At 38.0% G+C, this 15155-nt stretch carries 13 protein-coding genes and 1 tRNA gene; 7 read left to right on the forward strand and 7 right to left on the reverse strand.

The annotated features are described in order from the left end of the window. Positions 1–41: 41 nt before the first annotated feature. From HBN50_RS11125 to HBN50_RS11140, 4 genes are all read right to left on the reverse strand, one after another. Positions 42–1991: a hypothetical protein gene (locus HBN50_RS11125; RefSeq protein ID WP_273870014.1), complete on the reverse strand. Its 1950-nt coding sequence runs from the start codon at positions 1989–1991 to the stop codon at positions 42–44. A gap of 110 nt (positions 1992–2101) precedes the next feature. Continuing rightward, positions 2102–3154: a DsbA family protein gene (locus tag HBN50_RS11130; RefSeq protein ID WP_273870017.1), complete on the reverse strand. Its 1053-nt coding sequence runs from the start codon at positions 3152–3154 to the stop codon at positions 2102–2104. 55 nt (positions 3155–3209) lie between these two features. Further along, entirely contained in the window at positions 3210–4976 is a 1767-nt protein-coding gene (locus tag HBN50_RS11135) for an ATP-binding cassette domain-containing protein (RefSeq protein ID WP_273870019.1), read from the reverse strand. Beyond that, on the reverse strand, positions 4948–6594 hold the full coding sequence (locus tag HBN50_RS11140) for an ABC transporter transmembrane domain-containing protein (protein ID WP_273870021.1): 1647 nt from the start codon (positions 6592–6594) through the stop codon (positions 4948–4950). Before HBN50_RS11140 ends, HBN50_RS11135 begins: the two co-directional genes overlap by 29 nt. A 135-nt stretch (positions 6595–6729) precedes the next feature. Here HBN50_RS11140 and HBN50_RS11145 point away from each other — a divergent pair. Continuing rightward, positions 6730–6804 (forward strand) — tRNA-Val (locus tag HBN50_RS11145). A 21-nt stretch (positions 6805–6825) separates the two neighbouring features. Here the strand turns inward: HBN50_RS11145 and HBN50_RS11150 are convergent. Beyond that, positions 6826–7971 carry a hypothetical protein gene (locus HBN50_RS11150; protein ID WP_273870022.1) on the reverse strand — a complete coding sequence of 382 codons (1146 nt, stop codon included), beginning with the start codon at positions 7969–7971 and terminating at the stop codon, positions 6826–6828. Positions 7972–8055: 84 nt separating this feature from the next. Between HBN50_RS11150 and HBN50_RS11155 the strand changes: the two genes are divergently transcribed. The 3 genes from HBN50_RS11155 to HBN50_RS11165 all read left to right on the forward strand — a co-directional run bounded on the left by HBN50_RS11155 (position 8056) and on the right by HBN50_RS11165 (position 9816). Next, positions 8056–8349 (forward strand): hypothetical protein, encoded by a 294-nt coding sequence (locus HBN50_RS11155; protein WP_273870023.1) that lies wholly within the window; start codon positions 8056–8058, stop codon positions 8347–8349. 94 nt (positions 8350–8443) lie between these two features. After that, complete coding sequence (locus HBN50_RS11160) at positions 8444–9358, forward strand: hypothetical protein (protein WP_273870026.1); 915 nt, start codon at positions 8444–8446, stop codon at positions 9356–9358. 86 nt (positions 9359–9444) lie between these two features. After that, positions 9445–9816 carry a hypothetical protein gene (locus HBN50_RS11165; protein WP_273870027.1) on the forward strand — a complete coding sequence of 124 codons (372 nt, stop codon included), beginning with the start codon at positions 9445–9447 and terminating at the stop codon, positions 9814–9816. A 37-nt stretch (positions 9817–9853) separates the two neighbouring features. On the opposite strand, the gene HBN50_RS11170 is transcribed toward HBN50_RS11165, so the two are convergent. Then, positions 9854–11185, reverse strand: coding sequence for a putative Na+/H+ antiporter (locus HBN50_RS11170; protein WP_273870029.1), 1332 nt, complete (start codon positions 11183–11185; stop codon positions 9854–9856). A gap of 176 nt (positions 11186–11361) precedes the next feature. Beyond that, positions 11362–11610 carry a ferredoxin gene (locus tag HBN50_RS11175; protein WP_273870030.1) on the reverse strand — a complete coding sequence of 83 codons (249 nt, stop codon included), beginning with the start codon at positions 11608–11610 and terminating at the stop codon, positions 11362–11364. Positions 11611–11847: 237 nt separating this feature from the next. Between HBN50_RS11175 and HBN50_RS11180 the strand changes: the two genes are divergently transcribed. The 3 genes from HBN50_RS11180 to HBN50_RS11190 all read left to right on the forward strand — a co-directional run bounded on the left by HBN50_RS11180 (position 11848) and on the right by HBN50_RS11190 (position 15149). After that, a complete protein-coding gene (locus HBN50_RS11180; RefSeq protein ID WP_273870031.1) occupies positions 11848–13617 on the forward strand; it encodes a phospho-sugar mutase in 1770 nt (589 codons plus the stop codon). A gap of 10 nt (positions 13618–13627) precedes the next feature. Further along, on the forward strand, positions 13628–14332 hold the full coding sequence (gene queC / locus HBN50_RS11185; RefSeq protein WP_273870033.1) for a 7-cyano-7-deazaguanine synthase QueC: 705 nt from the start codon (positions 13628–13630) through the stop codon (positions 14330–14332). Positions 14333–14462: 130 nt separating this feature from the next. Next, positions 14463–15149, forward strand: a complete 687-nt coding sequence (locus tag HBN50_RS11190; RefSeq protein ID WP_273870035.1) for a response regulator transcription factor — start codon at positions 14463–14465, stop codon at positions 15147–15149. Positions 15150–15155 lie beyond the last annotated feature (6 nt).

A 15155-nucleotide genomic window follows, 5' to 3' on the forward strand; every position in this document is an offset into this window, starting at 1 on the left:
AAAGGATATCATTAAACGATCAAGCTTTGTAGCGAGAAAGCCTAGGCCTTTTGAAAATTTGACTTATATTCGTTATTTCTTTCATCAAGAACTTGAGCATGAGCTTCTTTAAGCTCATCGATTCTCGATTCGAATTGACTTTTCATCGTCGCCTTTTCAATTTCATTCAATTGATAAAGCTTGTCATAATTTGCTTGAGACTCTTTGAGCTTCATGTCCATTTTGGATTTCATCTCATCTCTTTCACGATTGAGAAGTGTCTCATATTTTTCAACAAGTTGTGTAACTTGCTTCTCAGCATAATCTTTTGCATCACTTAGTCTTTTTTCATAGAGATGCTTCATTTCAATCTTCTCTTTTTCAAATTCACGAACTTTAGAATCAAGAGCATTTCTTCCGTCCATTCTCTCTTGTTCTCTTTGTTGCTCTGCAAGAGTTTTAAGACGATCAATTTCTTCATGTGCTTTCTTACGAAGAACAGTGAGCTTCTTTTCATATTGCTCTACGATCTGTGAATTCTTATTTTGTAATTGCTCATTTCTTTCCATGAGGCTTTCTTCTTTGAGTGAAAGTTCTCTCTTTCCCTCTTCTCGAAGCTGACTCATTTCAAGAGCATGATTTCTCTTTGTCGTTTCGATAAATTCAGAAGACTCTTTTGAATGCTGTGCTTGTAGCTTATTGAAAGCTTCACTATTTTTTTCATTAATTTCATTAACGACGTTTCCAAAATACTCTCTTTCACGTCCAAGAGTTTTTTTGAATTGATTACGAGAGCGAATGGTTTGTTCCTCGTTTTCAGCACGCGTTTTCAAAATCTCTTTCTTATAATCGTTGATGGCCTTTTCACTTTTCTCATTGGCCTCACTTAAAGTTGTCACTTTAAACTCACCAAATTCTTTTTTAAGATCCGCAACTTGCTTTCCATGCTTTTCAGATTGAGCACGGCTCGACTCTTGAAAGGCCTCGGCCATTCTTTCTTTATCAACTTGAGTTTTAAAGCTATTCTCATCCATCGTATCGTAGATATTTTTAATACGATCTTCATAGCCATCACGCATGTTATTGATTTGGTGGTTAAAATGATCTTCTTTTCCACCACCACTAACTTTTGCCGTCATCTCTTTTCTTTGTTGATTGAGCTGCTTAGCATGCGCCTTTTCAAGACGCTCAAAATTAGCGGCATTCTCTCTTACTTCAGAGCGACGTAATTTTTTATTTCTCTCTCCGACATTTTCAGTTAATCGCTGAAAATTCTTTTGAAGAGCTTGGTTTTCGTTATTTTTTAATCTTCTAATATTATCTGTTTGTCTCGATTGGTACTCTTTTAATTGTGCCATTTCGCTTTCTTGAGACTCTCGAAGATTTTGAATATCTTTTTGATGCTGATTATTAACCTTTGTTTGTCTCACAGAACCATCTTTAACGAGTTCTCTAATCTCTGAATTAGCATTACTAATGAGCCTTCTCTTTTCAGCGGCCTGCTCACCTTGAAACTGAGAAAATTTACGATCTGTTTCGCGATCGAGAGTTTTAAAGCTATCGTTATATCCAGACTCAAGACGATTAAGACGGTCGTCATAATTTTCTCTCGCTGAATCCATTTTAACGTTATAGAACTTCTCTTTTTCCTTACTCGTCTTAGAGTAATTATCTCTAAGCTCGCTAAGCCTTGAATCAAAGTTTTCTTTAATTGTTTGACGATCTTTCTCAAAATCATCTCTTTGAGTCATCAGACCTTCTCTAAAGGCCTTCGCTCTTTGATTAATCGCCTCTTTTGTTTGCTTAGAATAAAGACGGTTATTTTCCTCGTTTTGCTCTTCTAAACGAGTTTTCGATTCTTCGTAATTATTTAATTGTTTCTTTCTTTGAGTCTCGTGAGTTTTCTCGAGATCTTTTAGATCTTTTTTATAGGAATCACGCAGTTTTTCTGCTGTTTCAGCATAGTTCTTCTTTGTTTGCGCTAATCTTTGAGAGTAATCTGATATATCCATAATAGTCCTCATTCCTTCCTAGAATGACTTATATATTCTACCATGTTACCAGAAACTAAAAAGGCCTGGAAGTAATTTTCCAGGCCCTTTCATATAAAAAGAAAATTCAATTACATAGAAAGTTCTTGATCAATTTCCTCGGAAAAAACTTCCAGTGGTTGAGCACCACTAATCATCTTTCCATTGATAAAGAATGTAGGAGTTGATTGAACACCGGCCTTTTGCCCTTCGGCCTTATCGGCCTCTACTTTTGATAGAAATTTATTACTTGATAAACAAGCTTCGAATTTTTTCATATCAAGACCAAGAGTCTTTGCTTTAGCAACGAGTCCTTCATTTGTGAGGTTTTGTTGATCAGCAAACATCATATCGTGAAGCTTCCAAAATTTTTCTGGTGATTGCTCATTTGCACAAAGACCAGCAACAGCGGCCGTCTTGGCATTCTTATGAAAAGGAAGTGGAAAGTTTTTAAAAGCAATTTTTACTTTATTCCCATATTTCTTTTTAATCTCATCCATTACCTTTGCACCCTTTTGACAGAATGGGCACTGGAAATCAGAGAATTCAACAATCGTAACTTTAGCATCGGCCTTTCCAACAAATGGAGCGTCTCCAACTTTCACATCAAATACTGGTCTCGTTGGCTTATTAAGATAAATTTCAACAGGCATATTGGCCGTCTTCTTATTGAACCAATCTTCAATGGCCGTTTTCTCTTTTTCGGCCATAAGAAATTTTGTGATTCTTCCCGTCATTTCCGGATTGATATATTGATCAGGAATTTGTCTTTGCTTAATGAAGGCCTTAATTTCTTCTTCACTAACTTTAACAGTTCCAGCAATGTGCTTTTTTAGGTATTCATCGTTTGTCATACCTTTTTTATTAGGGTCTTTTTGCATCATTTGATCAATGAGCCATCCCTTAAGCTTAGCCATTTTAAGGTCGTAAACTTTCTTTTCTGCTTCATAGATTTCGTTTTCAGCACCTTTAAGTACTTCTTCCATCGTAATATTTTTTCCATCAAATTTAGCAACAACACCTTTTGATGGAGCAGGTTTAAAAATAAAGTTTGGCCCTGACTTAACTTCCTTAGTGCAAGAAAGAAAAACAAGTCCAGCAAGAGCTGTTAAACCAAATAGACTCGTCATTTTTGACTTTTTCATTGAAAAGTTCTCCTTTAGATAAATTCTAGGTCTTCAAAATGATAACTCAAAAAAATTAATAATGCGATAATTCTGATATAAACTGCCTATAAACATCATTCGATTGATTGAGTTCTTGATGAGTTCCCTCTGCTATCAATAGACCTTGATCCATAACAAGAATTCTATTGGATTCAATAATCGTCTCAATTCTATGAGCAACAATGAAAGTTAAAGAGTTCTCTTGAATGAGAAGGACAACTTTTCTAAGAGCAAGTTCTAGATCACCATCGAGTCCTGAAGAAACCTCATCGAAAAGAACAATTGGTTTTTTTAAGTAACATGAACGAATTGCAGCGATTAGTTGCTTTTGACCCATTGAAAGATCTTTTGGTCTTATGACAGTTTCTGGTCCAATTCCCCAGTGAGAAATGTAGGGAATCGATTCTTTGATCCAATCCCAAAACTTAGTAAATTCCTCACTCGGACTGCCTTCTCTCATAGAGATATTGAAGAAAACGCTCTCTGTAAAAATATGAGAGTCTTGAGAGACGATTCCAACCTGTTCTCTATATCGAGTAACATCGTCTATCGAATCGCCAGGAAATTTGATTTCAACTCCCGACTGGCAACTCAACAGAAGGTTGGCCTGTCCAGGAATGATATTGGCAGCAAGAATATTTAAAAGCGTTGATTTACCAGAACCAGAGAGACCTACGATTCCAATCAACTCTCCACGAGAGGCCTTAAAGTGAATATCCTTTAGGGCAAATGGCGTTGAATCTTTTGAGCGAAGTGGATATTGATAGCGATCGATATCGACACTGAAAGAACAAAGATTAGCTTTCTCTCCATTAGATTCGAGTGGAGATGAGTGGCCATCATCTAGGTCATTTAAAAATTCACTCATTCGCATCATTCCTGAGGCCGCTCTCTGAACATTGGCAATCTTTGAAGCAATATCTTTAACAGGCCCAATGGAGCGTTGAATGAGATCGACAATAGCAAAGACAATTGCCGCTTCCGCTATCTTTGAGTAAGGAAAAATGAAAACAACTAAGGCCAAAAGCATTGGATAGAGAGACTCTGCTACAGAGTAGTAAGAAGCATCCCAAATATTTGCTTTTAACTGCTTAAAAAGAAAGTCATCAAAAACTCTCTCCCCTTTTTTACTGGCATAGTTTTCGTGGCGAGTGAAATAAGACTCTTGTAAACCACCAACAAGGTTGGCCACTGTTTTAGATAGATTCCCGCGAGCTTGTCTAACACTAAGAAAAACTGATCGCATGTACTTACTTCCATAGATTAAAATCACAGAGGCAACGACTTCGGAAATAGCAAGGAAACTTCCACTATAGAGGTTTAAACTAATAAAACTAACAAGACATGAAAGAACAAAGAATAAATCAATGAAGATTCCAAACGTTCCCGATGTGATGAGTTCACGCAGAGATTCTGTATCGTTCATAATTCTTGCAAGCACTTCCCCTTGAGGATAACGTTCGGCCTGCGTTTTATCTTCAGTTTGAATATCGTAATTTAAAAGCCACTTCTGGTAACACTTAGTACGCGTTTCCTGAACAAGCTCTCTAACATACTTATTAACAAATAATTGATAAAGAGATCGGTTCAAGTACACACCGATAAAAAGAAATAAAAGAAGTTCAATCGAATTATAATATTCGCTTGTATCTCCATAGGTACGTGAAAGCTCGGCCATGAGTCTTGGCACCAAGGCCCCAAGGGCCGACGAACCTAACAGACAAACGAGAATGACACTAAAGTATTTCTTTCCTCCTTCGAAGAAGAAAAACTCAGACCATCTGATTTTCGAAATATTCAAGGACTTTTCCTGCATAATTTTTTTCCGTTAATTGATTAACATTTACTCTTTCAATAATTCCTTCATCTTTCTCTAAGTAGACAACTTCATCGCTCATGCGAACAGTTGAAAGACGATGGCTTGAAAGAAGAATCGTTTTATCTTTCATAAACTCCATTTGACGAAGTTTAGTGACAATTTGTTTTTCTAAGATGAGATCAACTGATGAAAATGGATCATCCCATAGAATCGTCTCGGCACCACTCATAAGAGAGCGAATAAGACAGAGTCTCTTCTGTTGCCCACCGGAAAGTCTCTTTCCATTTTCTCCAACTTCCATTGAAAGAAGTGAGTCGCGATCATTAGCAAGATAGTCTAGACCAAAGAGTTTTAATAACTCATAAGCTTCATCAATTTTATCAACCGTTGGTTCTTGACCTAAAAAGATATTGGCCAAAAGAGAGTCATTATAAAGATAGGGAGCTTGAGCAACATAGCTCATATTCTCTTTTCTCTTAGCAAGAACAGTTGCAACGCGATTCATGAGTTCACTTTTTCCACAACCGGTCTTTCCAATAAGAACACTCCACTGACCTTTCTTAAGATCCATTTCAATTTCTTTTTCCCAAAAAGGAATGAGAAAATTTGGACGGCTCTCATTTAAAGTAACAAGTGTATTCTCCATCTGTGCTTCAGTATCAATTGTCTTAACAAGCTCTCTAATTCTTGCCCATGCACCATGACTTCTCGTAAAGACAACGCCAATCCACGAGAGAAACATCAGAGGCTCTAGAAAGAGAAAAACAAAACCTGAAAAGAGAACAAGAGATGAAGCACCAAGGTCTTGCACTTTAATGATATGAGCTCCCCATAAAAGAGAGATCCCGACCCCAAGAGGAACAAAAGGCATGGCAAAAGAAATTCTCGCTCCGGCCTTATAGAAATTGATTAACTCTCTAAAAGAGTGGGCCTTAAATAATTCAATAAAGGCCTTTTCTGCGTGATAGTTTTTAATGGTCTTCTTACCAACATAAGATTCCATAATAAAGTTTTGTACTTCACCTTGAAGATCTTGCGTCTTTCTATAGTAGTGACGGTTTTTAGAAACGATATAAGTAAAAAGTAAAAAGGCCAAAAGTAGTGGCAATAGCGCAATGACAAGGTTCTCATTAAAGCTCATGACCTTTGGAATGAGAACGGACATGGCAACAACAATATTTCCAACCTGTAAAAGAGCAAATCCAATCATCGCGCGAATTTCTTCCATATCACTTCCAAGAACTTGAAAGAGTTGACCAGAAGAATACTCTCGGTACCTAGCAGGAAGGGCTCTTTCTAGACGTGAAAGTAATTCAACACGTAAATTCTTTTGCATAACGCGAGCCGGATAGAAAAACAGAAGTCTAGATGATGTTCTAAAAACTATAATTCCTAAGGCCAAGAAAAAGAATTTCTTCGTATCAATTGAGTCAGCTCCCGTTTGAACAATGTCGGCCAATTCCTTAGCGTAAAATGGAAGCTTTGATTGAATATAGTGAGTGAAGAATAAGCAAATAATGGCACCAAAGTAATAGTGGCCAAATTCTACAAACTGACGCCCTAAAAGGCGCATAAGTGATGAGTCTAATCGTTTTTTCATAGAGAAGATTCTACTCTTCTTAGGAGCTTAAGGCCACGAAGGGATATCATTTAGGCCCAGCGAGTTATAGAAAGGGAAAAAATGCAGTTGACGAGAGATTAAGATATCTATTATATTTACTTTCACCTATTTAGTGGACGCATAGCTCAGTGGGAGAGCACTGTCCTGACTCGACAGGGGTCGCAAGTTCAATCCTTGCTGCGTCCACCATTATCTAACTAAATAACTTCCTTATAAATCAATACCAAAACCTAAAAGAATTTCGTTGGCTCCTTCGTCACTCGACACTGAATTATAATTAAAAATCAAACGGTCTACATATCCAAGAAGCGGTTTGGTAAAATAATATCCGGCGCCAAGCGAGAAAACGGATGGCGAAGCAGAAATTGTACTCGACCACTTTTGCATACCATAACCTGCTTCTAAGTAGAGATGATCTAAGCGGAAAATGAAAAAGGCCGACATATCTATAACATTGAATCTTTCTTTTTCCGTCGCGCTTAACTCAATTTCAAATTGATGAAGACCGAAACGCCCTCGAAGTCCAATTTGTTCACTAAACCAGTAAAAAGGTGTCCAAGCTCCATCCATTGAAGAAAGACTTGTAACGCCATCATAAATTTGAATATAAGAAGCAGTGAAGTTTAGAAAATCAAAGTTCGATTTTTCGTTCTTACTCTCTTTTTCTTTTGAAGCTTTTTTTACTTGTTCCGCCTCTTTAAAAATATCTTTCGCTGGTTCTTCCTGCGATCCCATAAGAGAATTTAGATCAACTTGAACTTCATCTTCCGAGATTGTCTCTTCTTTTTTTACAAAGTTTTCTTCAGCAAATTTTTCTAGAGAAGTCGTCTTTTCCTTTCCATCATCAAGATAGAAAACATTTTCTTTTCTCTTTTCTTTCTCGCTTTCTTCGACAACTATTTTTTGAACGCGAAGTTCCTGTGGACCAAAAGTCCCCTTCTGTTCATCCTTTGTTTTAGAAAAGTCGATGCGCTCTAAATTGCCAAGAAATGTAGAACTCTTATTGGCAGAAACCAGAGTTTTAACTTTTGAACTTCCCACCGGTAGGGACATCATTTTGGCCAAAAGTCTTCTCATATCAAAACTCTTAGCATTCTTACTCATAGGATATTCACATATAAAATCGGCCGCACATTTAAGAAGCTCTTTTGTCACTTTTCGACATTCCCATGTCCTTTTGATCTGAGCATATTGAGCATCTGGACATACTTTTTTGGAGCGCAGGAGCTTTATTTCATTTCGCACTTGGAAATATTCGACCTCATCTTTCTTTGCTTCAAATGCAAGGCTAAACTCTCTAGCATAAGAAGAACACGTAAAAAGGCACAATATTAATGTTAATTTAATTTTATTCATAAATTCTCCTTCTAATAGAATAAAGGAGAAGCTTAATCTTTTAAAGAAAGGTAAAAGACGACACCTACAACCAAGGAATATGGAATGAAAAGAAATCTCTCAATTATTGCTCTTATGGCCCTACTCGCCTCTTGCGCTCTACCAATGGATGAACTGACAAGTAACGGTGAAGAAGTAAAGGTTGTCATGACTAAGCCTAAAGACTGTAAACCCGTTGGAAAATTTGAAGGAAGAAATGAAGAAGGAAGTATGGAACTTGCAACAGTTCACGCTAGAAATCTTGCAGGGGAAAGAGATGCTGATACGATGTATATCAACGATAATCTCTCTCAAGGCTCGCTTCGTAGAGTGCTAGCTACCGGATACATCTGTAATTAAATCAGATAGTTACATCATCTTGTAAATAATTCAATAAATATACTCTAATTTAGAGTTCATGTTACAAATTGCCCTTCTAATGAGGGAGGGCATTTTGAAAATTAATCACATCATTCTCTTAGCAACACTTTCTATCAGTGGCGTTGCTCATGCAGATCTTTTGAGCACTCTTGTCCAAAGATATATGACAAAAGTCTTTAGTAACGGTCACGCCAAGGGACTGCCGGCCGATATAGAACAAAGGCCCGAGGCCATTGCCTACCGTGAAGCTTTCATCAAAGAAATGGGAATTCAAGAAGTCGTCGATGAACTAGGCCTTACTCAATTTGAAGGAAGTAATATCGGACTCGCTCTCGTTAAAAAGGGAAACGAAAACGAAGGGGCCTTTCGAACAATTCTAGCAAAGAAAAATTATGCTCTTAAAAAGAGCTGGAAAAATGGAAAGTACTTCATTAAGGCACTCGAAGAGTACACAAGTGCTAAGGGCTGTATTCCAAAAATAACTTCAGTTTCACACGGATGGCGCTCAGGCGGCAGAAAAGGTGAAGGCCATGGACTTTCAGGACAAAAAGGATTTAACGGTATCTATGTTAATCAATCAGTCGCTCCTGAGAAGATTGCAAAAATTGGAACAAGAACACTTGAAAAGGATATGAAAGAGGCCATGAGAAAAGGGACGATCCGCTTTTGTGATCTCTGCATCGCTCAGTTTTATGCCTGCAATGTTTCAACTTTCTTTGCCAAATCTTTTGCAAAAATCACAGGCTGCCAAACAGTTGTGGCCACCGGTCAAAACTCTCCCTACTTTCAAAGCTCACAAACCCAAGAAGAGATCGATTTAATCGACAAAGGGGCACATTATTGGAAGAGTGAATCAGGGGCCTGGGAAGAGAGACAGACAGATGTGATGAAAGAGAAAGGTCAGCTCAAAGGAACATGGTATAGGGCCACTCCACTGGAAGATAGCATGGTTGAAGAGAACCTTGGTAAGACATATCTTTCAATCTAATTTTTATATAGCGAAAATAACATCAATCTATTTTAATTCTTTTAATCTCCCTGTTATAAACACTAAAAAATGACAGGGAGATCACAATGAAAATCTTAATCACACTTTTAGCTCTAGCACCACTCGCCTCTATGGCAAACACATGCCTTAACGAACTTGAATATAAATCACTCTATCAAATCGAAGAAAGCAAAGAATTTGTTATCGAAACAGAGGGCTGGGTAACAGATCTAACTGATGAGATTTTTGCTCCATTTGAAGAGGAAGGTTTTGAAAGAAGTGACTGCCAGAAGGCCATTTATATGAGTGAGTTTAGAGGACCGAGCCAAACAGATTATAGGGCCTACTACACTTATGAGGATTCATGTGATGGTGGAAACTCTCATGGTTATGTCTTAGACGTGAAAACAAATAAGATTATAGCCGATATTGGTGATTCTGAAATTATCTGCAAATAAAAAAGGGCCCAATTAAGGGCCCTTTCTTTTTTCTTTTTTAGTGAGTTGCTGCACCTAGAGTTGGTAAAATCTCTAGGAAGAACATGGCAACAAGAGTTGGACCAATCGCTCCTGCAAGAAGATAAAGTGGGTTAATCCCATCTTCACCAAATGAGTCTTTTAGGATACCAAAACCTGCAGGGTTTGGCGCGTTAGCAATAACAGTTAGACCACCACCGGCAACAGCACCAGCAACAAGACTGTATTTCGCTGTATCAGTCAGCTCAACAAGTGAACCAAGATATGTAAGAGCAGCGTTATCAGTGATAGCTGTAAGAGCTGTAGCTCCAAAGAATAGTGGAAGGTCTGGAAGTTTTCCAAGAATTGGTTGTAGCCACCAAGCTTGTTGAGCTCCAAGAGTTACAAGACCACCAAGGAAGAAACCAACAAGAAGTGATTCTTTTAGTTTTAACTCATCTTGGTATTCTGTTGTAATGGCCGCAAAACCTAGGAAGAATAGGAAAAGACCTAGGAAGAAAACCATGTGGTGAGCTGTAATAACAACCATAAGCATGAAAAGACAGTGAACAGCAATCATCCACCAAGTTGGCTCAAGCCAGTTCTCGTGCTTTTGCTTAATCTCAAGCTTACCAGTCAGTTCACTTTTAAACATAAAAGCAACAGTAAGAGTTGAAACGAGAATTGCAATTACAGACTTATATCCAAATGCTGTAAACATGTGAGTCATATCCCAGTGCCACTTCGAAGCAACCATAAGAACTGGAGGTGCTGCAAAGTGAGTAAGCGTTCCACCAATAGAAACGTTTACAAAGAGAAGCCCGATTGTGATGTACTTAAATTTCTTCGACATCTCTCCAGAGAAGAAATAGTCGAGAAGAATCATTGCTGTAACCGTCATTGCTGCTGGCTCAGTAATGAATGATCCAAGAATTGGACCTATAACTAATGAAGTAATATAGAAGGCCATCTTCCCTGGAAGGGGAACAACCTTAGCGATAATAGTAATAATTTTCTCAGCAAAAACGATAACTGGTCTCGTTCCCGCAATACACATAATAACAAAAACGAACGCTGGCTCAGTGTAGTTAAGTGACTCGAGGTACTTAACAGCACCACCAATCACCTTATGTGTTGATTCATCAACAACCATAAGACCTTGTGTTGCCCCTAGGTAACAAATGAAAAGACCTGCCCATATACCAAAGACAGCTTCAACTTCACCTAGAAAGTGGAAAAGATTTTCTTTAATAGACCCTACTGGATACTTGTGGGCCAAATGTTGAAATTTTGATACTAGAAACGTGTGGATGATAGCGATTGCAAAAAGAATCGTTCCCACAAGCTGAGTATCCGTCGGATTAAAGCTCATGCTTACCTCTTTTGACTGATTAAGTTAATAAAATATATGACACTAATCGTAATAATTTTAATTAATTTTAACCTATTGAGGGCCCATAACCAACTGAAATATTTGCCTAAAGGAAACTTCAAGAAAAAAAAAGGCCTCGAGAAGAGGCCTAGAAATCAAAACTTTGATCAGTAAGACTAGCCGTCGTTACCAATTGAAGCAACTGGACAAGCATCCATCTGCTCTTCACACAGCTCTTTTTCTTCATCTGTTTCTGGTTGCTTTAAAACGTAAGCGTTACCATCTTCATCTTCAGCAAAGAAATCTGGTGCACCTGTATAACAAACGTTACAGGCAATACATCCCTCTCCATTATCGTCATCAGGGTCAGTACAGTACCAAGCTCCAGCAACGTTTTTTGGGTGTTTCATGTCCTTATTGGCCATAAAAATTCTCCTTTTAAACTTCTCTTTATCAGTAAATTTCTTTTCGTCTTTTTCGCAATATCTATTTATACCATGAGATACCATTTGTTAATTGATGACCATCATATTTTCAACGTTATTTCGAAGTATTACTCAACGAGTCAATTATATTCACTTCATTAGACAAAATGCGGCCCATTTGCGACAATCGACCGTCTAATTTTAAGCCAAAAAACCTTAAGAAAAAGGAACGAAGTGATGGATCAGCAAATTCTATCAAGTGCCAAGGCATGGGCCTCTAATTCATATTTTGACGAAGAGTCGAGAAATGAAATTCAAACACTCATTGATAATAACGATGAAAAAGAACTCACAGAGAGATTTTATAAAAACTTAGAGTTTGGTACCGGTGGTATGCGATCGATTCGCGGAGCTGGGCTTAATCGCATCAATCACTACACTGTTAGAAAAGCTTCCCAAGCTCTTTGTAACGAAGTGATCCGTGTTGGAAAAGAAAAGAATAAAGATGTTCTTAAAATCGCCATCTCTTACGACTCGAGAATCTGGTCAAGAGAATTAGCAGAAGAAGCAGCTTGCGTTTTTGCTGGTAACGGCGTTCACGCTTATATTTATGAAAGACTCAATCCAGTTGCCCTTCTCTCTTTTAGTGTTCGTCACCACGATGCCGACGCTGGAGTTATGGTAACAGCTTCTCACAACCCACCTGAGTATAACGGATTTAAAGTTTATTGGTCTGATGGAGCTCAAGTAACTCCACCTAACGATAAAAATATTATCAATAACTACAACTCTATTGAGGATTTCTCGACAATCAAGTTCCTTCCATTAGAGGAAGCTCAAAAAGCTGGACTGATCCACTGGGTTGGAACAGATGTTGAAGATAAGTACTACGAAGCAATTCTCTCTAAAGTTGTGAACCCACAGCTTTGTAAAGAAAAAGGTAACGATCTTAAAATCGTCTACACACCAATTCATGGAACAGGACTGATTCCTTGTACGCGCGCTCTTAAAGATATGGGAATGGAAAACGTTCTCGTAGTAGAAGAACAAGCACAACCAGATGGAACTTTCCCTACTGTAAGCTCGCCAAATCCAGAAAACCCAAGTGCACTAAAAATGGCCGTTGATCTTATGAATCAAGAAAACGGTGATATTGTTATGGGTTCAGATCCTGATACTGATAGACTTGGAGTTGCTCTTAAACACAATGGCGAAGTGGTCTACATCAATGGAAACCAAATTGGTATTCTCATGCTCCACTATGTGATCAGTACTTTAAAAGCAAATGGTCAACTTCCGACAAATCCATATTTTGTTAAAACAATTGTTACTACTCCACTTCAAGAAAAGATTGCATCTCACTTTGGAGTCGAAACAGAAAATACACTTACAGGTTTTAAATGGATCTGTGGACTAATGAATAAGATTGAAACTGAGCAACCAGAGAGAAACTTTATCTTTGGAACTGAGGAATCATTTGGATACCTTCCTAACGAATTTGTGAGAGATAAAGACGGAGTTCACTCAGTAACTCTTATGGCCGAAATCGCTCTTCACTACAAAACTCAAGGACTCAATCTTGTCGAGGCCCTCGATAAAATCTATGAAGAATTCGGATTCTCTAATGAGACTCTCCTTAATCTTGTTTACCAAGGTAAAGAAGGAGCCGAGAAGATTGGTCGCATCATGGAGCTATTTCGCTCAATGAATACAGGGACTTTTGCTGGACTTGAAGTTGATTATCTCGAAGACTATCAAGCACAAAAAGCAGTAAGTTTTACAAGCGACAAGACATGGAAGCTTGACCTCCCTCAGAGTAATGTTTTAGGCTTCAACTTTGAGAATGGTGATAAAATCTACCTAAGACCTTCAGGAACAGAACCTAAAATCAAATTTTATATTATGATCCAAGAAAATGAAGGTTCTCTAGAAGAGAAGAAGAAAAAGGCCATGGCCAAGACTGATGAAATCTTGAATTTCATCAAAGAACAAGCCGACAAAGCCTAAAGGAATTATAGTGACAGAAAAATCAAAAGATCTCGCAGTCGTTCTTGTCAGTGGAGGGATGGACTCTCTAGTGACTGCTGCCATTGCTAATGAAAAACATGAAAAGCTAGCTTTTCTCCATTTGAACTATGGTCAAAAAACAGAAGAACGGGAACTTCAGTGCTTCAATGAAATCGCTGAATTTTACAATGTTCCAGTTTCTAGACGTAAAGTTATTGATGTTAGTTTTTTAAGTCAAATTGGTGGTTCTTCCCTAACGGACTCTTCAATTGAAGTTAAAGAATACCAAGGTGATAGCAATGAAATCCCTGATAGCTACGTCCCTTTTAGAAATACCCATATCATCGCCATGGCCGTGAGTTGGTCAGAGGTCGTTGGTGCTAAGAAAATCTATATTGGTGCCGTTGAAGAAGATTCTTCAGGTTATCCAGACTGTCGTAAAGAATATTATGCGGCCTACAACAATCTCATTGCCGTTGGAACAAAAGATGGCGACATTTCCATTTCAACTCCTGTCATTGATATGAAAAAGCATGAGATCGTTCTCAAGGCTAAAGAACTTGGAGCACCACTTGTCTCTTCATTTTCTTGCTACGCCCGTGGCGATAAGGCCTGTGGAGTATGCGATTCATGTGCTCTTAGACTTCGCGGCTTCCAAAAGGCCGGATTCGAAGATCCAATTGAGTATGTTGTTCGCCCAAATTACAGTTCATAAAAAACAAGGCCCCTTAAATAAAGGGGCCTTTCTAAATATTTTTTACTTCTCAAATATTCCTATTTACATTTCTTCATAACTATCTGATTATATTATAAATCTTCATTTTTTATTCAAAAGGAATATTTCTTTGAAAACGACCCTTCTCTACGTAGACGACGACGATCTCAAGATTGACGACTTTCTAAGTTTTCTTTCTAATGACTTCGACATCACAACACAAACCAACCCTCTAGAGGCCCTTGCTCTGATCAACCAGGGAAATGTCTACGATGCTATTATCTTGGATATCATGATGCCAGAGATGACAGGCCTAGAGCTCGCGAAGAAAATAGAAGAAAATATCCACTACAACTCTTGCCCTATTATTTTCCGATCGGGCTACAATGATCCCGATATCGCAAAAGAGGCCTTAACCAGTTCTTCAAGAGAATTTTTAAGCTCGGGAATCCCTCTTCATGAATACTCTCTAAGAATAAAGAACAAAATTGAAGACAATTTAAAACTCATTCCACTCATTGAAAAGGGTGATTTACTTCTCAATCAAAATCAACAGAGACTTCGCATTAAAGGTGACGATGTCTCAATTAGCCAAACTGAATTTAAAATACTAAGATTTTTAATAGAAAAATCTGGAGAGATTATTCCTAGAGACGACGTCATCAAACAAGTTTGGGGAGATGATTTCTATGTCACTAGTAATAACTTTAATACTCATGTCTCCAACCTTAGAAAGAAGCTCGACCCTTCGACTTATACGATCTTAACCTATAAGGGCAAGGGAATTTGCTTCTGTAAAAAAGGAATGGAAAGGTAATACATT

Origin of the sequence: Halobacteriovorax sp. GB3 (assembly GCF_028649655.1) — a bacterium.
Taxonomy (GTDB): Bacteria; Bdellovibrionota; Bacteriovoracia; order Bacteriovoracales; family Bacteriovoracaceae; genus BSW11-IV.